Origin of the sequence: Streptomyces sp. NPDC001401 (assembly GCF_042895385.1) — a bacterium.
GTDB lineage: Bacteria > Actinomycetota > Actinomycetes > Streptomycetales > Streptomycetaceae > Streptomyces.
This window is the reverse complement of the sequence record NZ_JBIAWI010000017.1, coordinates 227,488-249,539: the sequence shown is the minus strand read 5'-3', so window position 1 is coordinate 249,539 and position 22,052 is coordinate 227,488. Positions and strand designations below refer to the sequence as shown.

26 protein-coding genes and 4 pseudogenes are annotated in these 22,052 nt (G+C 66.8%); 10 read left to right on the top strand and 20 right to left on the bottom strand.

Going from position 1 to position 22,052, the window contains the following annotated elements:
• The first annotated feature begins 163 nt into the window (after positions 1-163).
• On the top strand, positions 164-514 hold the full coding sequence (locus ACFY10_RS41525) for a DUF2335 domain-containing protein (protein WP_390670491.1): 351 nt from the start codon (positions 164-166) through the stop codon (positions 512-514).
• Positions 515-538: 24 nt separating this feature from the next.
• Here ACFY10_RS41525 and ACFY10_RS41520 read toward each other — a convergent pair.
• A pseudogene (locus ACFY10_RS41520) lies at positions 539-928 on the bottom strand (transposase); the annotation flags it as partial.
• A 403-nt stretch (positions 929-1,331) separates the two neighbouring features.
• On the opposite strand from ACFY10_RS41520, the gene ACFY10_RS41515 reads away from it, so the two are divergent.
• A complete protein-coding gene (locus ACFY10_RS41515) occupies positions 1,332-2,567 on the top strand; it encodes an IS110 family transposase (RefSeq protein ID WP_390670490.1) in 1,236 nt (411 codons plus the stop codon).
• Between the two features lie 33 nt (positions 2,568-2,600).
• Here the strand turns inward: ACFY10_RS41515 and ACFY10_RS41510 are convergent.
• Positions 2,601-2,972, bottom strand: a pseudogene (locus ACFY10_RS41510) (transposase family protein); the annotation flags it as partial.
• Between the two features lie 93 nt (positions 2,973-3,065).
• On the opposite strand from ACFY10_RS41510, the gene ACFY10_RS41505 reads away from it, so the two are divergent.
• The gene (locus ACFY10_RS41505) at positions 3,066-3,614 is read left to right on the top strand and encodes a hypothetical protein (RefSeq protein WP_390670489.1); all 549 of its coding nucleotides are present in this window, start codon (positions 3,066-3,068) and stop codon (positions 3,612-3,614) included.
• A 1,525-nt stretch (positions 3,615-5,139) separates the two neighbouring features.
• On the opposite strand, the gene ACFY10_RS41500 is transcribed toward ACFY10_RS41505, so the two are convergent.
• From ACFY10_RS41500 to ACFY10_RS41490, 3 genes and pseudogenes are all read right to left on the bottom strand, one after another.
• Positions 5,140-5,316 carry a PEP-CTERM sorting domain-containing protein gene (locus ACFY10_RS41500; RefSeq protein WP_390670502.1) on the bottom strand — a complete coding sequence of 59 codons (177 nt, stop codon included), beginning with the start codon at positions 5,314-5,316 and terminating at the stop codon, positions 5,140-5,142.
• Positions 5,231-7,579, bottom strand: a pseudogene (locus tag ACFY10_RS41495) (tetratricopeptide repeat protein); the annotation flags it as partial. The gene ACFY10_RS41500 and the pseudogene ACFY10_RS41495, both read right to left, overlap by 86 nt.
• 123 nt (positions 7,580-7,702) lie before the next feature.
• Positions 7,703-7,939: a hypothetical protein gene (locus tag ACFY10_RS41490; RefSeq protein ID WP_390670488.1), complete on the bottom strand. Its 237-nt coding sequence runs from the start codon at positions 7,937-7,939 to the stop codon at positions 7,703-7,705.
• A gap of 83 nt (positions 7,940-8,022) precedes the next feature.
• On the opposite strand from ACFY10_RS41490, the gene ACFY10_RS41485 reads away from it, so the two are divergent.
• A complete protein-coding gene (locus ACFY10_RS41485; protein WP_390670487.1) occupies positions 8,023-8,688 on the top strand; it encodes a transposase in 666 nt (221 codons plus the stop codon).
• Positions 8,689-8,733: 45 nt separating this feature from the next.
• On the opposite strand, the gene ACFY10_RS41480 is transcribed toward ACFY10_RS41485, so the two are convergent.
• The 12 genes from ACFY10_RS41480 to fabG form a co-directional block, all read right to left on the bottom strand.
• On the bottom strand, positions 8,734-9,000 hold the full coding sequence (locus tag ACFY10_RS41480) for a hypothetical protein (protein ID WP_390670486.1): 267 nt from the start codon (positions 8,998-9,000) through the stop codon (positions 8,734-8,736).
• Positions 9,001-9,231, bottom strand: coding sequence for a hypothetical protein (locus ACFY10_RS41475; RefSeq protein ID WP_390670485.1), 231 nt, complete (start codon positions 9,229-9,231; stop codon positions 9,001-9,003).
• Positions 9,232-9,389: 158 nt separating this feature from the next.
• Positions 9,390-9,710, bottom strand: coding sequence for a VRR-NUC domain-containing protein (locus ACFY10_RS41470; RefSeq protein WP_390670484.1), 321 nt, complete (start codon positions 9,708-9,710; stop codon positions 9,390-9,392).
• Positions 9,707-9,985: a hypothetical protein gene (locus ACFY10_RS41465; RefSeq protein ID WP_390670482.1), complete on the bottom strand. Its 279-nt coding sequence runs from the start codon at positions 9,983-9,985 to the stop codon at positions 9,707-9,709. The genes ACFY10_RS41470 and ACFY10_RS41465 overlap by 4 nt, the downstream gene beginning before the upstream one ends.
• Positions 9,986-10,190: 205 nt before the next feature.
• Complete coding sequence (locus ACFY10_RS41460; protein ID WP_390670481.1) at positions 10,191-10,382, bottom strand: hypothetical protein; 192 nt, start codon at positions 10,380-10,382, stop codon at positions 10,191-10,193.
• A gap of 17 nt (positions 10,383-10,399) precedes the next feature.
• Entirely contained in the window at positions 10,400-10,666 is a 267-nt protein-coding gene (locus tag ACFY10_RS41455; RefSeq protein WP_390670480.1) for a hypothetical protein, read from the bottom strand.
• 33 nt (positions 10,667-10,699) lie between these two features.
• Positions 10,700-10,942, bottom strand: a complete 243-nt coding sequence (locus ACFY10_RS41450; RefSeq protein WP_390670479.1) for a hypothetical protein — start codon at positions 10,940-10,942, stop codon at positions 10,700-10,702.
• A gap of 310 nt (positions 10,943-11,252) precedes the next feature.
• Complete coding sequence (locus ACFY10_RS41445) at positions 11,253-11,624, bottom strand: hypothetical protein (RefSeq protein WP_390670478.1); 372 nt, start codon at positions 11,622-11,624, stop codon at positions 11,253-11,255.
• A gap of 28 nt (positions 11,625-11,652) precedes the next feature.
• Positions 11,653-11,871 (bottom strand): hypothetical protein, encoded by a 219-nt coding sequence (locus ACFY10_RS41440; RefSeq protein WP_390670477.1) that lies wholly within the window; start codon positions 11,869-11,871, stop codon positions 11,653-11,655.
• Positions 11,868-12,173, bottom strand: coding sequence for a hypothetical protein (locus ACFY10_RS41435; RefSeq protein WP_390670476.1), 306 nt, complete (start codon positions 12,171-12,173; stop codon positions 11,868-11,870). The genes ACFY10_RS41440 and ACFY10_RS41435 overlap by 4 nt, the downstream gene beginning before the upstream one ends.
• A 113-nt stretch (positions 12,174-12,286) precedes the next feature.
• Positions 12,287-13,249: a ParB/RepB/Spo0J family partition protein gene (locus ACFY10_RS41430; RefSeq protein ID WP_390670475.1), complete on the bottom strand. Its 963-nt coding sequence runs from the start codon at positions 13,247-13,249 to the stop codon at positions 12,287-12,289.
• Positions 13,250-13,893: 644 nt separating this feature from the next.
• Complete coding sequence (gene fabG / locus ACFY10_RS41425) at positions 13,894-14,625, bottom strand: 3-oxoacyl-ACP reductase FabG (protein WP_390670474.1); 732 nt, start codon at positions 14,623-14,625, stop codon at positions 13,894-13,896.
• 344 nt (positions 14,626-14,969) lie between these two features.
• On the opposite strand from fabG, the gene ACFY10_RS41420 reads away from it, so the two are divergent.
• Positions 14,970-15,794, top strand: a complete 825-nt coding sequence (locus ACFY10_RS41420) for a helix-turn-helix domain-containing protein (RefSeq protein WP_390670473.1) — start codon at positions 14,970-14,972, stop codon at positions 15,792-15,794.
• A 74-nt stretch (positions 15,795-15,868) separates the two neighbouring features.
• Here ACFY10_RS41420 and ACFY10_RS41415 read toward each other — a convergent pair whose 3' ends face one another.
• Together ACFY10_RS41415 and ACFY10_RS41410 are read right to left on the bottom strand one after the other, a co-directional pair.
• Positions 15,869-16,780, bottom strand: coding sequence for a recombinase family protein (locus ACFY10_RS41415; RefSeq protein ID WP_390670472.1), 912 nt, complete (start codon positions 16,778-16,780; stop codon positions 15,869-15,871).
• 310 nt (positions 16,781-17,090) lie between these two features.
• Complete coding sequence (locus ACFY10_RS41410) at positions 17,091-17,333, bottom strand: DNA-binding protein (RefSeq protein WP_390670471.1); 243 nt, start codon at positions 17,331-17,333, stop codon at positions 17,091-17,093.
• A gap of 142 nt (positions 17,334-17,475) precedes the next feature.
• Between ACFY10_RS41410 and ACFY10_RS41405 the strand changes: the two genes are divergently transcribed.
• Together ACFY10_RS41405 and ACFY10_RS41400 are read left to right on the top strand one after the other, a co-directional pair.
• Positions 17,476-19,158, top strand: coding sequence for a tyrosine-type recombinase/integrase (locus tag ACFY10_RS41405; protein WP_390670470.1), 1,683 nt, complete (start codon positions 17,476-17,478; stop codon positions 19,156-19,158).
• Positions 19,159-19,279: 121 nt separating this feature from the next.
• Positions 19,280-19,483 (top strand): annotated as a pseudogene (locus ACFY10_RS41400) (exonuclease); the annotation flags it as partial.
• Here ACFY10_RS41400 and ACFY10_RS41395 read toward each other — a convergent pair.
• The gene (locus tag ACFY10_RS41395) at positions 19,477-19,923 is read right to left on the bottom strand and encodes an Lrp/AsnC family transcriptional regulator (RefSeq protein ID WP_030927812.1); all 447 of its coding nucleotides are present in this window, start codon (positions 19,921-19,923) and stop codon (positions 19,477-19,479) included. The pseudogene ACFY10_RS41400 and the gene ACFY10_RS41395 sit on opposite strands and share 7 nt — an antisense overlap.
• A gap of 127 nt (positions 19,924-20,050) precedes the next feature.
• Here ACFY10_RS41395 and ACFY10_RS41390 point away from each other — a divergent pair, with 127 nt between their 5' ends.
• From ACFY10_RS41390 to ACFY10_RS41380, 3 genes are all read left to right on the top strand, one after another.
• Positions 20,051-20,533: a rhodanese-like domain-containing protein gene (locus tag ACFY10_RS41390; protein ID WP_390670469.1), complete on the top strand. Its 483-nt coding sequence runs from the start codon at positions 20,051-20,053 to the stop codon at positions 20,531-20,533.
• Positions 20,534-20,601: 68 nt separating this feature from the next.
• On the top strand, positions 20,602-21,120 hold the full coding sequence (locus tag ACFY10_RS41385; protein WP_390670468.1) for an immunity 21 family protein: 519 nt from the start codon (positions 20,602-20,604) through the stop codon (positions 21,118-21,120).
• Between the two features lie 83 nt (positions 21,121-21,203).
• Positions 21,204-22,049 carry an SDR family oxidoreductase gene (locus ACFY10_RS41380; protein ID WP_390670467.1) on the top strand — a complete coding sequence of 282 codons (846 nt, stop codon included), beginning with the start codon at positions 21,204-21,206 and terminating at the stop codon, positions 22,047-22,049.
• Positions 22,050-22,052: the final 3 nt, after the last annotated feature.

Genomic DNA, 22,052 nt, shown 5'->3' with positions numbered 1-22,052 from the left:
CAGGGATCAATAGTCATACCGGACAGGGAGATGAGCTGTCCGCCCAGCAAGAGATCAACTGACCGCTCACCCGGACGGGCTGATGTCCGTGGACAAGAACTGCTTCACCTGGCCTACAACCGGCTCGGCCCTCCGCCCAGCCTCTCTTCGCGGGAGTCCGAGAATGAGTGAACCGGCATCCCAGGAGCCGACGCCGGTCTCGGAGCCGTCTCGGAGCTGGGGCGACCTTCCGCCCGCCGAGCAAGGCGCTATCTGGAACGAGACCGTTCCCGGTAGCGCCGAGCGGATGATCCGTCAGATTGAGGCGGAGTACGAACATCGGCGCCGCATGGATCGCATCGACGTCTGGTTCCGGGCGGCTGGAGTGGCGACCGCAGCAGCAGGCATCGCGGGCTTTATGTGGATCGCGAAGTACTTCGTCGACCACGGCGCCGCTGCCGCTGCCGCGGGACTGCTGGGAAGCGGTGTGATCGCTGCGCTCGCCGCGCGGCTCGCGGCACAGCGACAGAAATGATGTGCAGACGCTAAGGGCTACGGTGAGGGCGAGGTTGTGCATCCGGGCGATGCCGAGCATGGCGTGGTGGACGCCGTCGCCTTTGAGGCGGCAGTCGCGGAGGATTTTCCAGGTCTTCATGCGGGCGAAGGCGTGCTCGACGCGGGCTCGGACCTGCTTGTGGGACTTGTTGTGTTCCTCTTTCCAGGCCGGCAGTTCGGTCTGGCCGCGCTCTCGGCGGTGCGGGATGACGAGTCCGGTGCCCGGGTAGCCGCCGTCGGCGATGGTGAGGGTGCGGCCGACGGCGGCCTTGGCGCCGGATTCCTCCCATGCCTTGCAATCGTTGCGGTTCCCGGCGAGCGGCCGGCCGACCACGACGACCAGCCGGGTGTCGGCGTCGATGACGACCTGGTGGTTGGTGGAGTACCGGTAGTTCTAATAGGTCATCGGTGGCCCCGAGCACGTGAGTGCAGGGGGTGCCATGCGAGGCGGAAGCCTACTGCCGTTCCGGGACTGGATCCCGGTTGTCAGACTGGCTCCGCCTTGCGCCTTGCCCCGCCGGGCGGAGACCTTCGGTAGTTCCGGGACCTTGATCTCTCGTCTAAGACCGGTCCCGCCCGGCAGGAGCTCGGATATCACCGGCTTTCATGTCCTCAGCCCGCCGACAGGGGCCACCTCTCAGCAGTTCGCGAGCCCCATGAGCTCTCCAACAGACCGAGGTCCCTGTTGGTCGCTGGAGACACGAACGGCTCATGAGATGGCGTGCCTGGAGCACTTCTATTAGAGCGCCGCGTGCTCCGCGTGGGACTGACCCGCAGATTCGTACGGAGGTACAGGGTTGAGCAAGATTTTGTGCGGCATCGACTGGGCGGAGGGGCACCACGACATAGCCCTGGTCGACCAGGACGGAACCCAGGTGGCCAAGCTACGGATCAGCGACGACAGCGCCGGCTTCCACGCGCTGATGGAGCTTCTGACCCGGCACGGGGACACCGCAGAGGATCCGATTCCTGTCGCTATCGAGACGCCGCGCGGGCTCCTCGTCGCCGGCTTGCGGGCCACAGGCCGTCAGATCTACGCGATCAACCCACTGGCCGCAGCCCGTTATCGCGATCGCGGCAGCGTCTCCCGAGCCAAGTCCGACGCAGCGGACGCCCGGGTTCTGGCCAACATCCTGCGGACCGACCGACGCGCCCACCGTCCCTTGCCCGACGATAGCGAGGCCGGGCAAACCATCGCTGTTCTGGCCCGCGCACACCAGGACGCGATCTGGGACCGGCAGCAGATGATCAACCGGCTCCGGTCACACTTGCGCGAGTACTACCCAGCCGCCCTCGCCGCCTTCCACGGCACCGGCAAGCCCGGACTCGACTCACCACGCGCTCGCGTGATCCTGACTGCCGCGCCCACGCCGGCCGATGCCGCCAGGCTGACCCGCAGCCAGCTGCGCATGCTGCTCAAGCGCGGCGAGCGTCCAGGCTGTGGGATCGAAGCCGAGGTCGAGCGGCTTCGGACAGTCTTCCGCGCCGAATACCTGCGGCAACTGCCGCAGGTCGAACAGGCGCTGGGGCACCAGGCAGTGGCGCTCATCCGGCAGGTCGACGCCGCCTGCCTCAGCGTCACTCAGCTCGCGGCGGCGACGGAGGAAGCATTCCTCGCACACCCGGATGCCGACATCATCACGAGCTTCCCCGGACTGTCTGTACTGTCCGGGGCACGTGTCCTCGCCGAGATCGGGGATGATCGCGAACGCTTCGCAGACGCCAGAGCCATGAAGGCATACGCCGGAGCGGCACCTGTGACGCGAGCCTCCGGTCGAAGCCACGTGGTCGTGGCCCGGACCGTCAAGAACCAGCGACTGGCCTCAGCCGGGCACATGTGGGCCTTCGCGGCCCTCCGAACGCAGGCTCCGCGAGCCCACTATGACCGACGGCGAGCTGGTGGAGAACGCCATACCGCAGCTCTCAGGAACTTGTTCAACAAACTGCTCGGCTGCCTCTACCACTGTCTGCAGCACCGCGCGCTGTTCGACCCCGATCGTGCCTTCGCGCCGCCCGCGGACCTTGCTGCCTGAGCACCTCCTTGACCAACCAACGACATGAGATGTCTTCGACCGCTCGGCGATCGTGTGGTCGCGGGTGGGCACCAGGGTGCCGTCCACGATGAGCACTGTGTCCTTGGCGAACCGCTTGCGGGGCCGGAGCGCGAGCAGGGGGCCGAGGTGGTTGATGACTCGGCCGGCCGTCGACTTCGAGACGCCGAACAACAGAGCGAGCTGCCGCAACGTCAGATTGGTGCGCCAGTAGGCCGTGACCAGCAACACCCGGTCCTCCAGCGGCAGGCTCCACGGCCGGCCTCGGTGGAGCCCATCGGCTCCACCGCGCCGCAGCGTGGTCAGCAGCTTGCCGAAACAGCGCGGGCTCAGCCCCGCAAACGGGGTTATCCAGGACGGCTCCGATGCCGTGATCACACTCGCCACATCATGATCATCACTCAGGCCAGCCCAATGCCGAGACCATCCCACAGTTACGCTGATCAGCGCAGTCCACAGTGCGCAAGACCGGGGGAAACCGTGAACCGACCGCTGCTGTTCCTCGATGTGGACGGGCCGCTCAACCCTTACGCGGCCCAGCCGGAGAGGCGTCCTGACGGCTACACCACACTCAGAGTCCCCCGGAACGACGCTCATGAGGACGCCAGGGGCCTCTCGTCCCGGCACCCCCTACGTGTCTGGCTCAACCCAGAGCACGGGCGAATCCTGCTCCAGCTCGGCTTCGAGCTGTGCTGGGCCACCACATGGATGGACGACGCCAACCGGTGGATCGCACCGGTCGTTGGCCTTCCGGAACTTCCCTTCGTCGACTTCGGCGACGTCCTCCTACAAGAGCGCCCTGATGGAGTCCACTGGAAGACCAGACCGCTGGTGGACTACGCAGGCGGCCGTCCCTTCGCCTGGGTGGACGACGAGCAGAGCGAGCTGGATCAGACCTACGTGACCGCCCACCACCACGGGCCCGGGCTCCTCCACCACGTCAACCCGCGGATCGGCCTACGGGAGAACGACTTCCGCACACTCGCCGACTTCGCCCAGTCCCTGAACACCTCACGAACCGCTGGCTGAGGGTCTTCAGGCTGCCCCGTACTCGGAGCCGAGATCTTTGCGGGACAGCCCTTAGGCAACTGCCGCTCAGGGGTGAGGGCATCGGATGCGCATCGCGGGCAGCGACCGGCTGGATGGTCACGGCACAGTAGACGATTTCGGCATCGGGAATTACGGTCACCCGCCGTAATCGCTCCACAAGATCTGTGCCAGAGCCGTCAATTGGGACCACCGAGGCGTCTCGAAGCGGCCCCAATCTGTGAAGATCGCCTCCTGTGAAGGTGGCCTGGAATAGCTCTACTTGGCCTACTGGCTCGTCACTCGAGGGTCCATTTCAGGTCGCCGCGATACAGGCTTCACAAAATGGGGCCCGCCGGAGGCGCCTCGGTGGAGCCGGAAGAGCATGCCGCAGCCAACGAAGGATCCGCTGGGCTGTCAGCGTCCGCCAAACCAGACGACTCCGCTCACTGTGCCTGCAGCACTGCTGATGAGGGCTAGGAGTCGGTACGGCACTCGCTCGAGAACCAAGTGCACACCGCCCCAGTGCAGTTCCAGGAAGGCGGCAGCGGGGTGCGGTGGGGTGTGCGTCGCGACGTCATGCGGGACTCCGGCTGGCTGGGCGGGAACTGGTCGTCTCCACGGCCGGCTTGGGGGCCGGACCGGGTTAGCACTGTCGCGAACGATCCGTGACTTCCATGGTGTACCTGAGGGCCTTCTCAGGCAAACCCGCGCGCGTGCCGTACACCGCACCGCCTTCGCTTATGTTCGGAGTTGAGAAAGACCGCTCCTTGATCTGGTCAAGGTGGTCAGCAAGTCTTTCTACCAGGCAGGTCGTTTTACAACGGCAGGCTGACCAACCGCCGACCTTGCGCATCGCGCGTGCCACGGTTGATGGAGTGCATGAGACTGCGGGTGTATGTGCCAAGCATCGATCCGATCATCTATGACGAGACCGGCTCCCTGGTCGTGTCCACGTCGGGTGCCGAGATAGGCGCCTATCGGCCGAAGTCCCCGCCGCGATCCTCGCCCGGATGCTCGGGGTCCACATCAAAGTCGCCGTCCAGTGGTAACAGGCATCAGGCGCGGACTGGGCGTCCTACGCCGCCGAGATCGGCCCACGAGCTGCCCCATGGCCACGGAACGGAGACGCACGTACCCCTCGATGAAGCGTGGTTCGGCTCTGAATGAAAGCAACTCGATGACCCCGAACGTCGGCAACTTCGGGAACGTGTCTACCGGGGGCTTTGTTGTTCTTCGAGCGAGACTTCCAGTCGGCGTCGGAGCAGATCCACTCTCACTGTTTCGATAGATAGAGTCCGTTGCAAATCATTCAGATCGTTCAGCACATCCGCGATCTGCATCGGATTAGGAGGGGTGGCCAGAAACGACTCAAGTTGCTCAGTGGCCTTATCCCACTCAAGTATGGCACAGAAGGTCACGAGGAGATTCCCCCGAGCCCATGCGCCGTGATAGCCTCCCCGAGACGCCTCCTCGGTGAAAATCTCCACCGCTCGACGCCAATGCTCGCTCTCCTCGTCGTGCGACATCAAGCGACAGAGAACCGCGAACTCGAAATGGTACCAACCATCGGCGCCATTGCTGGCATTGCTACTGGCAATGGTTTCGAGGGCGCTGTGAAGGTCGGCCATGGCCTCCGGGTAGCGAGCCAGGCGGCGATAAGTAATCCCCCGACGGAAGAAGGCTCCGGAGTTCGGACTCGAATCCATCTCGATGGCCTCGCTGAAGTCTGCCAAGGCTTCCTCGTAGCGCCCCATGGCAGAGTGCGTTTCTCCGCGCTGCACGATGTCTCCGCGACGATTGAACGGATCGGGTTCGATAGCGACAGAACGGGCCCAATCGGCAAGGGCTTCGTCGTATCTTCCCATGGCGTGATACAGCCCTGCACGAAGCCTCACGGGCCAGGCAGAGGTCTGATCAAGTTCGATCGCACGGTCGAGATCGGCGAGAGCCTCCGGCATGTGGTTCATGAAATGATATGTCGCGCTGCGGTGTGCGTAGGCGGCGCTGTCGGTCGGATCGAGTTCGATGGCGCGGGTGAAGGTGGCCAGTGATTCGGATAGGCGATTCATGACGCGGTTGGCGATGCCGCAGTTGATGAGAGTGGAGCTGTCGTTCGCGTCGAGTTCGATGGCGCGGTTGAGATCGGCTGCGGCTTCCGGGTAGCGGTTCATGGCTTCGTAGGTCCAGCCCCGGCCCTGGTAGGCGCGAGCGAAGTCTGGGCTCAGCGTGATCGCCGCCGTGTAGTCGTTCAGGGAACTGTCGAGATTGCCATTCTTGCGATGCTCGCGGCCGCGGATGGCATAGCCCAGGGCTTTGCCGACGGCGCTCAGCTCCGGCGCGTTGAGAAGCAGCGACAAGGCAGCGATGCTGCCTGAAGTGCCGTCATCCGCTGCCGTGCGCAGATGCTGAGCCCAGGGCGCGAGATTGACCGAGTCGGTATCTTCGCCGGCCTGGCCCAGCATTTGGACCCATCGGTGGAGGGATTCGATGCTGTGATCGCAGGCGTGGACGGTTTCTAGGAGGGCATCAGGCAGCGCATGCTGGGCGTGTGCGCACAGACGGTGGTAGGTCTCGTTCAGTCGGTTCTCGCACCACGCGGCATCATCCCAGCGTTTCTCGGGCGGGAGGACCTCTTCCAGGACCTGACGCCACTGCTCAAACAGGTTGGCAAGGCGGATGTGCTGGTCACGCCACTGGGCAGGGGACTGGATGCGCTGATGCCGGAGCATCAGACCGCGAACGACTTCGTGGTAGCGGCAGCGTCCGGCGTTGTTCGTGACGAATGGCAAAGCCTGTAGCCAGGAGTACTCCTCCGCTGCCTCAGCGGGCGTGGCGGCGCGGAAGATGTCCTCGTTCAGCTGCAAGGGCAGAGCGCAGGACAAGGCGGCGACACGGTGGTGAGGGCTGCTCTCCCACTTCAAGAAGCGTTCCACAGCAGTGGCGGAGGGATCGTTTATCGCGTCAGTTCCGGTGGGGTGGTTTTGGGCAAGGGTGTCGACCAGGACGGGCAGTCGGCCGGACAGCCGTAGCACGACTCTGACGAGAGCCTCGTCGGTAATGCCCTTCGCGGCCAGAAGCTGTCGGGCCTCGTGGTCGGTGAAGGCGTCCAACTGCACCTCGGCTACGAGATCCAGACAATCGCCCCAGTAACGTGTGTTCAGCCGCCCCTGCCCCGACAGTACGACCAGAACGTTGGTTGCCAGTTCGCCGTAGCGATCGCCGAAGAGTAGTTCCCGTAGCCAGGCATCCAGTACCGGTGCGGTCCGTTCATACGCATCGAAGGAGACCATCATCCATGGCCGACGCCGTGCCACCTCGGCCAGGTCCTCCAGGAAGACCGGAGTGAGGACCTGCAGTGGTGACAGCACCAACTCGACGTCGTCGTGGTCGCGTAGCCGTGCGCTCACTACGGCCCGGAGCCTGTCGACTCCTTGGGCGATCTGCTGAGGGTCGACCACGCTGGTGAATGCCCCCACCCCCGGTACCATGCCGAGCGCCGCCAGTCCTGCCCGCGCAGCGACCGTGCTGGACGTCGAAGCAGCAGGTGCCTGCCCTGTGCCGGCTGTCCCTAAGGTCTGCGCGGCGGAGTCGATCAGTGCCTCGTGCCTGCGCTGCTTGTACGTCGCCACCAGCCTGTTGAACTCCTTCAGCGGTAGGCCCTGACGGCCGAGCTGCTGGCTGATCGCCTCCATGGCCTCCACAGCACTATGTACGTCGTCATCCAGGTAGGTTGTTATAGCTCCCTGCTCACGGGCCGCGTCCTCCCACCGTCGGACCAGCGATGTCTTGCCCACGCCAGCATTGCCGTGCACGTGGAAGACGAACTGGTACGCCTCGTCGCCGGGATCCCGAGTGAAGTTCTCCCGGAACCCAGCGAGTTCATCGTGCCGGCCAATGAACGTGGCCCGACGCCTCTGTCGGATCAACTCTTGCCGGGAAGGTCCCTGTACCCGCGACAACCACATCACCCCGCCCCGACAACATGATGCACTCCTGTTGTCGGCCCGCACTTCAACCGGGGGCCAGACTGCCTCAGATCGACGGTGGGAAGTGTGGCATTCGGACAGTTCCAATACCCGACTCCACCGTTAGAAGGCGCGGCTCTCGGTGCCCCCGACGCGCTGCAAGTTGCGGACCGGTTTCATTTGCTCCAGAACCTCGGCCAGGCCGTCGAGAAGTGCGTCGCGGCGCACCGCGACTGCTTGCGCGCCGCTGTTCCGTCGCCGGAGCGTGAGGCCGCCGACGGCGAGTCCGGGCTGCCCTTCGCCGTGCTGCCGCCCGGCCGCCGAGCCGAGCGGATGCGGGCCCATCACGCCCTGGTCCACGGCCTTTTGAGTGACGGTATGGGCCTGCGGGCCATCGCCCGCCACCTGAGCTGGGGGACGGCACACCGCCCAGCGGTACGCACGTGCCGCCCGCTGGCAGGACATGGTCACCGGACGCCGAACCCGTCCCAGCCGCCTCGACATCCACCAGCCCTACCTGCAACGGCGCATCGACGAGACCGACGGCGCGATCACCATCAAGGAACTGCGCGAAGAACTCGCCGGCCGTGGCTACCGGGTTGCCCTACACCAGCCTGCGGGACTGGGCCCGCAGCCGCCTTCAGTGGCCCGACACCCCTGCACCGGCGGCCACAGCACCCTCCGTACGTGCCATCGTCGGCTGGATCACCCGCCACCCCGACACCCTCACCGAAGACGAAACCACCCAGCTCAAGGCAGTCCTCAGCACCTGTCCCGAGCTGGTCCAAACTCACAACCTCGTACGGGACTTCGCCCAGATTCGCGCCCTACGCACCGGCGCAGACCTGCCGAACTGGATCAACACCGCACGCGCCGCACAGCTGCCCGGGATCACCGGCTGCGCCCACGGACTCACCACCGACTTGGAAGCCGTGACCGCCGGACTCACCGTGCGCTGGAGCTCCGGCGGCACCGAGGGCGCTGTGAACAGGGTGAAAAGATCAAAGGCAGCTGTACGGCCGGGCCGGATTCGAACTCCTTCGCAAGATGATCCTGCTTCAGTGACGCTCCGTGACCGCCGTCCAAGATCTGTGCCAGAGCCCAAATGACGTCGCTGTAGCCATGGCTCCGGAGGTGGTGGCGCTGGCGGAAGGCTACTGCTGAGCGGTGCTGATGTAGCAGGCGTAGACGCTGGCGGTGCCATCGTGGGCGAGGCGGGCGGTGGCATCGAATACGCCGGCTGGGCGGAAGGCGCTGTGTCGGCCGGTCCGGATGCGGTACGCGAGGTTGGTGGCCCGGTTCAGGTTGCCGAGGGTCTCGATGTGCGCCCACTCGTCCGGGCGTTCGCGGAGGGCCTGGGCGGTGTCGTGTGCCTCCTGGCTGCGGGTTGGGACAGGCAGGGGTTCGAAGCGGGCGTGCATTCAGCGGTCTCCGGCGGTCGGCAGGGCGGCTTCGGCGAGTTCCCGGATGCGGGCTGCTGTGCGCCACTGGCTGTCGGAGAGGTGTTCGCACAGCTCGTTGGCCAGGCGGGCGACTTCGGCGAGGACCAGCTCGGTGCCGGTTCCTGGTGTGGGGGCGCTCTGCTCGCGGTCCGGGCCGAGGGGCGCGGAGGATGCCGTCGTGTGGTTGGTCGCGCGAGCAGAGTGATTCATGGCGGTTGTTCCCTGGGGTGGTCAGCGATTGTTGCAGCGGCAGGTGTTGGTGATGGGGTTGAACCAACTGTCGCAGGAGTTGCACCACGTGGCTCCGGGCATCGGAGGGATCTCGGAGTGCTGCTTGGGGCGGTCGTGCACGGGGTCAGCTTCCTTTGTCAGAAGTTGTCGGGTAGTTGGGCGCGGGGGCCGTCGGGGGCGAGGACGTTCACGATGTGGTCGAGGTCTTTGGGCCGCCACAGTGCGACTTCGAGGCCGCAGGCAGCGAGGTGTTTGAGCCAGTCGCGTTGCGCCGGGCGTATGCGTCCGGTGTCGGACTTGAACTCGGCGAAGATGATGCGTTTGGCCTTGGGGTGTCCGTAGACCTCGTCGGGCCATCCTGCGTCGCTGCGCTGCGAGTTGTGGGTGTGGTACGTGAGAGTCCAGCCGCGGAGGGCTGCGATCTTGCGGACGTGCCGGCGGAACTGTTCCTCGGTCACGCGGCCCGCCTGCGGCGCGGGACGTCGGCCTCCAGGAGGGCGGCGAGGTGCGCGGCGGCGTCCGGGTCCGGTCGCGGCTGGCGCCGGACGGCGGGCGGGGCCGGGAGCGCGGGGCTGCGGTGGCGTTCCTTGAGGAGTTCGGGCAGCGGGCGCTTCGTTTCCTCCCACAGGATTTCCTGCAGGGAGCGGCCGTATCGCTCGAGGACGAGGGCCTCGTAAAGGGCGTCGTCGTGGCTCGTGTGGCGCATGTCGTGGTGGTTGTTCAGGGCAGGCATGTTGGTTGCTCCATGGGCTGGCCGGGACCCGCAGGGGGGTGCGGGTCCCGGCCGGAGGGGTGGCTCGTATCTGACGAGCCGTTCCGGGCGGGCGGGGCGCGGGGGGTCGCTGCCCGTCCGGAGGTGTGGGTGGATGGTCGGGCCGTGCCAGGGCCTGACATCACTCAGAACCTAACACAAAGATGTGTACTGACCTATTTCTGGGTCAGTCGACGATGGCGAGCTCGTCGGGTTCGTACGGGAGGGGCTTGGGTGCGCCGGGCCACTGCACCATCACGAGCCTCTGTCCACTGATGGGGTCGGTGGCATGTCCGCGCACTTCACCGAACGGGCGGAGCATGCCCTTGGGGGTCGATCGGGCGAGCGTCACGCCGGTGTGCTTCTCGAAGTCTTCCATGCTGGCCTCCTGGCCGTTCAGGTAAGGGAGTTGCGGGCGATCAGGGTGAGTGCGTGGCCCCACTGTTCGGTGACGGGCTCGTCGAAGGTGAAGCCCGAGTCGGGGGCTTCGAGTTCGGCGACCCGCCAGTCCGTGCAGGTGCCAGCGGGCGGGTGCTCGAAGTGCTGAATGGCGCCGTCATGCAAGGTGATGGCGAGGCGGATCGTGCCGCTGGGGCTGATGGTTGCGTTGGTTTTGCTGCTCGAGACCAGGGCTTCCGCGGTCAGTGAGTCTCCGAGAATCATCGAAGCCCCATTTGGGTAGTGGCCTATTTTTGGTCAGGTGAGGGTCGCGAAGCCTTCGCAGATGGGGCAGGTGTCGCCCGTACCGGGGCTGGTGCCGTCGCTGCACGCAGGGCAGGGGAGGTATTGGCCGGTCCCGTGACAGGCGTTGCATTCGCGGGTGCGCTCGTGCGGCCCGTGCGGGTAGGTGACGGTGCCGCCGCCTTCGCATTCATCACATTCCGGGGCGTGGGTGCCGGTGACGGTGATGGCGTCGATGAATGTCGAGGTGGCGAACATCCGCTCCTCCTTTGATGGTCGGCCGGTGCGGGTACCCCCTCACCTCTTGAGTTAATTCTACTATCCATGGTGGGGGTGTCCACTCGCGCTGAGTGCAGGGTCCGAAGCCGCCCCATCGGGCGCGGCGGGTGTCGTAGCTCTCGAAGAGAGTCGGGTACGACGTGGGTCTCAGGGCGCACTGCGCGCCGCCCACCCCGATGTGGGCGTTCAGGCTGAGGCGGTTGAGTCCCTTGCCGTCGGCGGGGCGTGTCGGTGCTGGCGCAGGCAGGTAGATCGGCATTAAGGCCCCTACGGTGAGGGGGAGTTGAGGTCAGAAGGTGATCTGCTCGCCTGGTGTGGCCTTGCCCTTGCCGGAGTGGAAGGCCAGGAGCGCGACAAGCGTGCGGTTAGCCCGGCTGCCGGGGTGTTCCGCATAAAGCCGTCCCACGATGAACTCTTGCTCCAGGTGGCGTTCGAGGTGGAGGAGCCAGCCTGCGGCCGCGGTGGTGGTGCTGCGCCCGGTCGTACGGGCGTTGGGTTCAGTCGCGCCGTGCCAGGTCAGGATCACGGCTGGAATGTCGTCCAGCAGCGTGGGTTGGGCACGCCAGCCTGGGCGGTCCTTGTCCGGCGAATGGGACCTTATGTGACGGCGGTGCAGGGCGCTTCGGACATCGCCGAGCAGCGTCTCGGTGCTCGTGCTCACAGACTTACTCCTTGCAGGGGTGCGGGTGTCAGAACAGTTCTTCTTGACCGTCGACGTCGCCCGGCTGCTCGCGGCCGGACCGACGCGGGCCGGGATCAGGGACGGTGTCGCCGAAGAGGGCGGCAGTGCCGAACCGGTCAGGTACGGCAACGATCCGAGCGGGGCCCGCCGGTACAGGCAGCTCGTTGGGGGCTGCCGCGTCGAAGTCGGCGTGGCCCATGGCGGTCCAGTCCCTTCTGGTGGTCACTTGCTCTCCTTGTGAGGCTGGGCGGTCCCGGATGCTTCGAGGACGGCGTCCGCCCAGTCCCGTACGAATGCGGTCCAGGCTCGGCCTGCCGCCTCGCCTGGGGTGTGGCCGTCCTCGAGGGCTTTCAAGTAGCGGGCCGCGGTGACCTCCAGAGCGTGGGACGAGGCGAGGGTCCGCATGAGGCGTTCGATGTTCGTGCCGTGCATATGGTTGAGGGCCTTCGCGGCGAAGGCGACGATCATGCCGACGTCCTTGCCGAGCTGCTCGCCCTGGGCGGGGGTGAGGGGCGCGCTGTAGCGCATGACGAACCTGACTCCTGTGCTGTAGCGGGGTTTCGGGAAAGAAGCGGCGCGGAGTTGTGGCCGCGCCGGCCGGGGTGCGGACGCGGGCGCCCGCACCCCCGGAGCTGAGCCGGTCAGGCCGCGACAGCCTCGTGCTCGTCGGCGGTGTCCGGCTCTTCGGTGTGGTCGGCCTCGGCCTCGGGGTTGACCGTGACGAGCTGGCGGGCTTCGGCGTGCGCCTTGGCCTGCTTGAGCTGGAAGCGGGCCTTGGTCAGCGACTCGGCGACCCTGTCGAGCTGCTCCAAGCGTGCCCCGACCTGCGTCTCGAGGGTCTCGGCGAGCTTCAGCGGCTGGGTCTTGCCGATCTCGTCGAGCAGCGCCCGCACCTGCTCGATCTTGTCGAGCGTGCTGCGGGTCTTCTTCTGCGCGGCAGCGCGCTCGGTGCGCTGCTCCTCGGTCATCTCCTCGACGACCATGAGGACGGCCTGGTCCTGCTGCTGCTTCATCGCATAGGCGAAGTGCACGATCTCGTTGTCCGAGGCGAACTCGCCGCGCACGACCTTGCTGAGGACGGAGCCCTGGTTGGCGAGGTTGAGGGCGGCGATCTGCACGGCCGCCTGTGTGCCGATCTTCCCGTCCTGCACAAGCTCCTGGACCTCTATGCGCAGATCGAGCAGGGCCAGGCGCAGCTTCACGTAGGCGGTGGTCTTCGCGAAGTCAGCGGCCACGGACTCGATGGTCGCGCCCTCCTCCTCGTCGAGGATCCGCTGGTAGCCGTGCGCCTCCTCGAACGGGGTCATGTCCTCGCGGGTCACGTTCTCCGACATGGACCGCTTGAACCGCTGGAGTTCGTTCTTCTCCGAGGTGATCGTGGCGCGGATCTTGGTGCGGCCGAGGATCTGGTGGGCGCGCCAGCGGCGCTCACCGGCGACGATCTCGTAGCCGCCCTTCTTGTTGTCGGGACGGACCTCGATGGCCTGCATCAGGCCGTACGTGTCGATGGAGTTGGCCAGTTCGTTCAGCGCGTCCTCGCTGAAGTACTCGCGCGGCTGGCGCGGGTTGCGGTGGACCTGGCTCATCTTGAGGACGCGCTGCATTTCGGGCTCCAAGTGGTGCTGGTGAGGTTTCTTTCTCCCTCATCTCCTGAGTTAATTCTACTATGGCGAGTGGGGGTGTCCACTCCCGGCATCCCACGCCAACGTGACCTCGACCACGTCCTCAAACGGGCTCTGACATGCGGAAACGCTGATGGGTGCCGGGAGAATCCCGACGCCCATCAGCGTCACCTACGACTGCTCGTCCACCTGCTCGCGCCAGGCCCGCACCTGTGGTGGCGCCCCCGATACGGGAACGGCGAAGCATTCCTTGCGGATCGGGCACGCCCCGCACACCCGCACCGCCGCCCGGTTGCCCGGCGCCTGGGGCCCTGTCCGCCCGAGATGCTCGGTGCACCGGGCTGCTGACCACGCCACAGGCAGGGCCGGCGCCTCATGCCTGCCCGCGAGTCCGGCGAGAGCGGCCATGCGGTCCGCATCGCGGCCGCGGCTAAATCCCGCCCGGGCAGGCTGCGCCGCCAGTGCCAGAATGCGGTCAACGTCGATCACCCCTGCCCCCTTGTCCCGGCAGTGCGTAGACCGGCTGCCCCTTCCTGAACTCGTACGCAGTGCCGCCGTTCCGACTTGCGGCCTCGCCTCCGCCTTCCCCCGCAGCCCCAGGCGGGCTGCCTCGATGCGGTCACCTGTTAGTGCCCCATTCCCGCGCCACCGTCGACCGGGATCACCGCGCCGGTGACGTAGGAGCCCTCGTCGATGAGGAACCGCACGGTGCGCGCGATCTCCTCGGGCTGCCCGAGACGGCCGAGCGGGATCTGCCCGAGCAGCGCCTTGATGCGGTCCTCCGGCAGAGCGGCGGCCATGTCCGTGGCGGTCAGCCCCGGCGCGACGACGTTCGCGGTGATGCTGCGCGAGCCGTACTCGCGGGCGATGGACCGGGCCAGTCCGATCAGCCCGGCCTTGGAGGCAGCGTAGTTGGTCTGGCCGGCCTCCCCGTGCATCGCGGTCGCCGACGAAATGAACACCATTCGCCCGCCCTTGGCGCGCAGCATGCCCGGCAGGGCACGCTTGGCGACCCGGTAGGCGGCGGTCAGGTTCGCATCGAGGACGGCGGTGAAGTCGTCCTCGCTCATGCGGGCGAGCAGCCCGTCACGGGTGATCCCCGCATTGGAGACGAGGGAGGTGACCGGGCCGTGCTCGGCCTCGGACTGCTTGAACGCCAGGTCGACCTGCTTAGGGTCGGTGACGTCACATCGCACGGCAAGGAAGCGGCCCCCGGTGTGCTCCTGGCCCGGCAGGTAGGAATGGGCGGGGGGCTCGCCGGAGCGGTAGGTGACGGCCACGTTGTGGCCGGCCTCGGCAAGCTCGGTGGCTATGGCGTAGCCGATGCCTCGGTTGCCGCCGGTGATGAAGACGCTCATGCCTGACACCTCTGGGATCGTCGTCGATGCAATGTCCGCCCACGACCCGTCGCCCGGTGGGGCAGAGATCGGAGGCGAGAGGCCGTCGAGGAAGGTGACCCCCACGGCGGGGCCACACATTGCCCGGATTCCAGCCCGTTAGGCCGGTTCTAGGCGTGCCGGTACCCGCACAACCGGCACTGTGAGTACGGGTTATCGCCTATCCGAGGTGTCGGAATGTCTGGACTGGGCACAAATATGCATGTCTTGTACGGCAGGCCCCTCAAGTCGGACACGCGTATAAGTTGCGTTAGGGTTCCCTAATACTTTTCCTGTTCTTTACTTCAGGGGAGCTCTACACCTTCATGGCGCGGAACCTGCCTCCGATCACCCGCATGCTCAAGTCCTGGCGCGAATCACGCGACCCGCACGCCGTGCCCGGATTCACCGCCCGCTACGGCGCACGCCGCCGCACAGGCCTCACCCAACGGGACCTGGCCGAACTCACAGGCGTGACCGAGGGCTGGTACGGAAAGCTGGAGCGCGGCGTCCTCGATCACGTCGGCGACGAGTTCTTGGAGCGGATCGTGCGCGTCCTCGGCCTGGACAGCGCACAACGGGCCCACCTGTGGCTGGAGGCCAACGGCTGCGAACCGCCACCGCTCCCGCACTCGGACGCCAGCTCCATCGACCCTGTAGGTGCGGCCATCGTCCACAGCCAGATATATCCGGCGTACACCTACACCCACAGCTGGGACGTACGCGTCTTCAACGAGGCTGCTGCCCGCGACTACCCGTGGATGCTGCACGGCATCAACGTCATGATCTGGGCGCTTACTTTCCCCGAAGCGCGCCTGCAGCTCATCGACTGGGAGGAGACCTGGGCCAAGCCCATGGCCTCACAGCTGCGCCTCGCGCACAAAGCGAACCCGGACGACGCACGCCTCAGCCAGGTCTGCGACCACATCAGGCAGGCCGATCCGGTCGCCCGCCGAATCCTCGACGACGACGTCACCACCGTCACCCACCCCGACGGCGACCGCCGCCGCCTCTACCTGCCGCACCAGCACGAGCAGACCGAAGTCGAGTTCGTGGCTCTGCAGAGGCTGGGCGACAACACCCGGCTCATGATCGTTGCACCCGGCGACCTCGCTCAGCAAGCCATGCCCTCCGCTATCCCGGGCATATAGCGACTGAGGGGCGTTCTCGATCACCGACCGGGGTGCGACCCCGCCCCGGTCGCGAACGAGGTCGCGATATTGGTTCAGCTAACGGGCTGTCGCCAGTCGAGCAGGACCCGCTTCTCCGGGGCCTGGCTGCCTTCAGCGCGGCCGACCCGAACATGCTCGATCTCCAGCAGCACCAGGCCCCGCTTCGACGCGAACGAGGCCGTACGCCACCAGGCCACCAGGTCGTGCACGTCACCGATCGGCAGGTCGGTCATCTGCTCCAGGTGCTTCAGCCGCACCTTGGACGTCCGTAGATCTTCCTTACTGGCCTTTTGCGCGGCGACGAACGCGGCCTTCACCATCAGCCCGCGCCCGTACAGATCGCCGATGCCGGCGAACCGCTCGTCGGCACCCGCAATGTGCTCCTTCAAGCGGGCGATCTCCGCCTCGATGTCACGCTGCAACTGCTCAAGCCGCTCACGCGCCCCCGGCTTCAGCAGTTCAGCCAGAACGTGCTCGGCCACGAAGTCTTCGAGCTTCTCGGCGTTGATGCGGGTTCTCCCGCAGCCGTCGCACTTATAGGACGGCGGGGCCTCAGCGTGGGCGCGGCTGCCGATCATGCCCTGCGTGCACTCGTCGCACACCGCGCACCCGCCGGTGACCAGGTACTCGTGGGCTTCACGCGGCGTGCCGCGCTTCTCGCTGCGCTCCACGAACAGATCCTGCAGGCGCATGTAGACGTCCGGCTCCAGAACCCGCTCGTCCCAGCCCTCGATCGGCTCGCCGTTCTCATCCAGACCCGCAAGCCGCGGATTGACCAGCAGGCGGTGCAGAACTTCACGGCGGAACTCGTTGCCGCGAGGGGTCAGCATGCCCTTGCTCGTCAGCCACCGCGTCGCCTCGGCTTCCGAATCGCCACCGAACAGCAGCGTGACGGCCTCCCGCAGCAACGGCGCCTCCTGCGGATGCACCACCCCTGCGCGCACGTAGCCCGACAAGCGTCCCACGCAGCTGACTCCGATCAATTATTCGCACCTGCGACCCCTCGCGCCGACAACGCGTTAGGAGTCCCTTAGACCTGACATAGGCCAATGTATATCCGGGGCGAGGGCCATGCATGCGTAAGATCCCGTGAACTGGCCAGCCTTTGCGCGATATTTGCAGGCCAGGGGGCACCGCTTGCTGCCGCATGTGACGCGGCTCATAGCAACCTGTACGGGGCAAGCTGCATCTTCAGCAATTACACCCATGCTGGAGCGAGGTGGAAGAGGAGCCCGGACGTGTGCAAACGACGCGACGCCCGGGCCGTATAGGTGGCTACACATCCAGGGTGATCCCCAGCGCCTTCCACAAGCTCGCCGTCGACACCTTCTGCGTCTGCCCCAGTGGAATCGTCTGCGCCGGGAACGCACCGTGCCTGATCAACTCGTACGCCTTGTCCGAACCGATCCCCAACGCGCGAGCCGCCGTCACCACGCTCACCGCAGCCGGCAGGGACTTCACTTCCTCGACCGACATCCCGCCGCGACGCCCCTCAGAACGAGTGCGCTGCACGGTCATCACAGATGAGGACAAAGGTGGTCACATCCCTCTTCCCCGCGCCACCTGACCAGAAGCCTACGGCGCCCAAGGAAGCGTCCTCTTCGCTACAGCATGATCAGGACACGTAAGGCATACCCGGCACATTCAGGGGGAATCCCGCGTGTTCGACGGCAGCACCTACAAGCGATGCAAGTGCACCGAACCCAAGCTCGACGAAGACGGACAGCCCATCATCGACGCGAACGGCAAGCCCGCGTTGCGTGAACTCGGCTCCGCATGCCCCCTGCTCAAGAAACGCGATCACGGCTCCTGGTACTACTACGTCAAACTCCCCGACGGCCCCGGCGGCAAGCGCCGACGCCCCCGCAAGGGCGGCTTCCTCACCCAGACCAAAGCCAAAGAGGAAGCACAAAAGCTGTGGGATCAGGCCCAGGGCGGCATCGACGTCGACAGCAAAGAAACCGTCGCCGCATACCTCGACCGCTGGCACGCCAAACGCGTCGACCTCAAACGCAAAACCCGCGGCGACTACCACGACTTCATCAACCGCATCCTCAAACCCGCCCTCGGCCACCTCCCCCTGCGCGACCTCCGCGACCGCCACATCCAAGAGATGTTCCAGCAGATATGGGCCTACAACGACATCAAGAAGACCAACCGGGAAGCAGCCGAGCTCGCCAAACTCGAATACGAAGCCGCCCACCACGCCTGGAGACAAGCTCCCACCCCACGGCCACCGGAACTACGCCAGACCTGGGACCAGGCCCGCGAAGCCCTCAAGGCAGCCCGGGCGAAGCCCCGCCAGGACACCGGGCCCGCCTCGCAGAAGAAGTACCTCGACTGCCTCGCCGCCGCACTCAGCGACGCCGTCAACGAGAAGCTGATCACCCAGAACTGGGCCAAACTCGTCGTCATCCCCAAATATGAGCGCCCCCAACCGCTCGTATGGACCGACGAACGGGTGGCCCGCTGGCGCGAAACCGGCGAGAAGCCCGGACCCGTCATGGTCTGGACGCCCGAACAGACCGGCCAGTTCCTCGACGCGGCCGTCAACCACCCGATGTACATCATGTGGCACCTCATGGTGTACCGAGCACCGCGCCGAGGCGAGGCAACAGGCTTGCCCTGGACCGAACTCGACCTGACCAAAGGCGTGGCCTACGTCTCCGGGCAACTCGTCACCGACTCCCACTACAACGTGTGGAAAGACACCCCCAAAAGCCGCAGCGGCCGACGCGCCATCGCCCTCGACTACGCCACATTGGCCCTACTCACAGCCTGGCGCGACGTACAGAAAGCCCAACGTGCCGAATGGGAGGACAAGCACCACCAAGACCCCACAAAGTACAGCCCGTACGTCGACTCCGGCTACGTCTTCACCCGACCCGACGGCCGACCCCACCACCCCACGAATGTCTCCCAGGCCTTCGCCAGATTCATCCAGCGCATCGGCTTTCCACCAATCCGCCTGCACGACCTGCGCCACTGCGCCGCATCACTCAGCCTGGCCGCCGGCCTATCCATGAAGGCGATCCAAGCCCTGCTCGGCCACAGCAGCTACCAGCTCACCGCCGACACCTACACCAGCCTTCTGCCACAGTTCGAGCAGGCAGCCGCCAACGCACCCGTTGACCTGGTGCCGCGCCGCAACGGCGTCGGAAAGCCCAACGATCAGCAAGCCACTGCAGCCGAGGCGCACTGCACACAGTCGCCCACCCCAGTCCCCGAGGGAGACCAGGTTCAGCAAGATGCAACACCCGCCTCGGATGCGGAAGTGACAGGGGATCGCCATCTGCGCGTCGTACAGCCCGCCCCTCGGGATGAGGCACAGAACGCCGCCTGATCACGCTGTCCCCCGTTCGTCCCCCGCCATCAAAAGAAGCCCCTCGGAGATCACTCCGAGGGGTTTTTCGTACCCCGTTTTACCTGGTCAGAACTAGTGGATCCGCAAGTGCCGAACTTGCGAGTCGCTCTTCATCGACGAGGGCTTCGGCAGCCTCGACGACCAGACCCTCGACGAGGTCCTCGACGTGCTCGACTCGCTGCGCGAGCGCGACCGCAGCGTCGGCATCGTCAGCCACGTCGCCGATCTGAGACGCCGTATCCACGCGCAACTGGAGGTCGTGAAGGGAAGATCGGGGTCGGTGGTCCGGCAGCGAGGTCAGTGACCCAGGGGCCGCCGGGGCAGCGGGGACGAGTAGACGACGCTCGTGGTCACCGAGCCGAGTGCGCCGATCTTGCCCGACACCTCTTCCAGATGGCGCATCGAGCGGGCGGCGACCTTGATGACGAAGCAGTCGTCGCCCGTCACATGGTGGGCCTCGAGGATCTCGGGCGTCACGGCGACCAGGTCGTGGAAGGGCTTGTAGTTGCCGTTCGGATACCGCAGCCGTACGAACGCGAGGATCGGCAGCCCCAGCCGCTCCGGGTCCACGACGGCCGCGTACCCCTGGATGACGCCCGCCTCCTCCAGGCGGCGCACCCGTTCGGTGACCGCGCTCGGCGACATCGAGACGGCACGTGCCAGCTCGGCGAAGCTGGCGCGGCCCTCACGCTGGAGGACGTCGAGGATGCGCCAGTCGGTGGCGTCCGGGGAAAACACGGTCATGGCGGAGAGATAGCAGGGGAATCCCCGGCCGAGCAAGAGGCAGGCCGGGGAATGCCCCTTCTGGGAGATCATCGGCAACCGTAGATTTCTGGCCGTAGCGACAACCTCGGAGAAAGCAGGCCGGATCATGAGCAGAACCGCGACCGCCGTCAACCCTGTCCTGCGCGTGGCTCCGGCGGCCCCGGCCGAGGCCGCCGCCTACTTCCGCGCGAGCCTCGTCTTCCACGCCGATGTGTCGGACGTCGCCGCCGCACTCGCGGCCGGCGGCGACCCCGGGTTCGTCGTCCTGGACTCCCGCTCCACCGAGTCCTGGGACCAGGGGCACATCCCAGGCGCCGTCCACCTGCCGACCGCGCTCATCCCCGAGCAGGCCGAACAGCTCCTCGACAAGTCAGTGCCTGTGGTCACGTACTGCTGGGGCCCCGGCTGCAACGGCGCCACCCGGGCCGCGCTCGCCCTCGCCGAACTCGGCTACCAGGTCAAGGAGATGCTCGGCGGCTTCGAGTACTGGGCGCGCGAGGGCTTCGCATACGAGACCTGGGAGGGCCGCGAGCGCCGCCCCGCCGACCCGCTGACGGCGCCGGCGGACGCGGAAGACTGCGGCTGCTGAACCGTCGGCGGGGGAGGGACGGGGGACGGCGGATTCGTGGGTTCCTCGGCCGTGTACGGTTCTGCGCCATGGTGCGATACGCGGAACCCGGTGCGCTGGAATGGGTCGAGTCGGGCGGCGGGCCGCTCATTGCGGTGCCGGAGACGGTGCTGCCGTTCTGGTCGGGTGCCGACGGCGAGGAGACCGCCTCCGACTACGACCGGGCCTGTGAGGTCGACGGATTCGTCGGGCTGCTCCCGGTCGGCGACTCGGCGGCCCTGGTCCTGGGCGACGAACCCGCCTCCACCGCCTTCCTGTCCGAGCACGCCACCTTCATACGGTGGTGGGCGGCGAACTCCGAGGACGAACTCCTGGCCGGCGTCCCCGCGGCCCTCGCCACGGCGGACTGGGGACACGAGGTGCGCTGGGAAGTGCCGGGCGCGGTCGTGCTGTTCGACTCGGCCTGGCCCGGATCCGAAACGGAGCGGACCGACTGCCTCCGGGTCGTGCTGGAACCGGGGAGGTACGCCGTGCGGGCGGCCAACGTCCAGCCGGGGCCGGAGACCTGGCTGGGCCTCGTCCAACTGCGGCGCATCGACCAGGGGTAGTCGAGCAGGGAAAGTAGAGCACGGCTGGTCGAGCACGGATAATCGCGTGCGCCGGGTCGGAGCGTTGCCCATCATGGTCATCCATGCCCCGACTCCCGCACCCCGCTCCCGAAGACCTGCGCCGTGAGCGGCTGCCGCTGCGCGGTCGTACCGCCCTGGTGACCGGGGCCAGCAGACGCGCCGGCATCGGACATGCCGTGGCCCGGCGGCTCGCCGCGTACGGGGCGAGCGCCTATCTGCACCACCACCTGCCGCACGACATCGCCATGCCCTGGGGCGGCGACCGCACCGAGGACGTGGTCGCCTCCGTGCGCGCGGCACTCGGCGATCCCGCGGCCGAGGTGGTCGCGGGCCCCGGCGACCTCGCCGACCCGGCTGCGCCCGCCGAACTCATCGCCACGGCCGCCTCGGCGCTCGGCGGACGGCTCGACATCCTCGTCGCCAACCACGCCCTCAGCGGCAGCGACGGCAGCCTCGACACGATCGACGCCGCGATGCTCGACGCACACTGGGCGGTCGACACCCGCTCGGTACTCCTCCTCGTCCAGGCCTACGCCCGGCACCGAGCCGAACTGCCCCCGCGCACGCCGGGCGGACACGTCGTGATGATGACCTCCGGCCAGGACATCGCGGGCGGCATGCCCGGCGAGATCGCCTACGCCCTCCAGAAGGGCGCACTTGCCTCGATCACCCGCTCCCTGTCGACCACGCTCGCCGAGCAGGCGATCACCGTGAACACCGTCAACCCCGGTCCGGTGGACACGGATTACGCGACCGGGGAGACGTACGAGGCGATCGCCGCACGCTTCCCGTCCGGCCGTTGGGGCATGCCCGACGACCCGGCCCGCCTCATCGCGTGGCTCGCCACGGACGAGGCGGACTGGATCACGGGCCAGGTGATCGACTCGGAGGGCGGCTTCCGCCGCTGACCT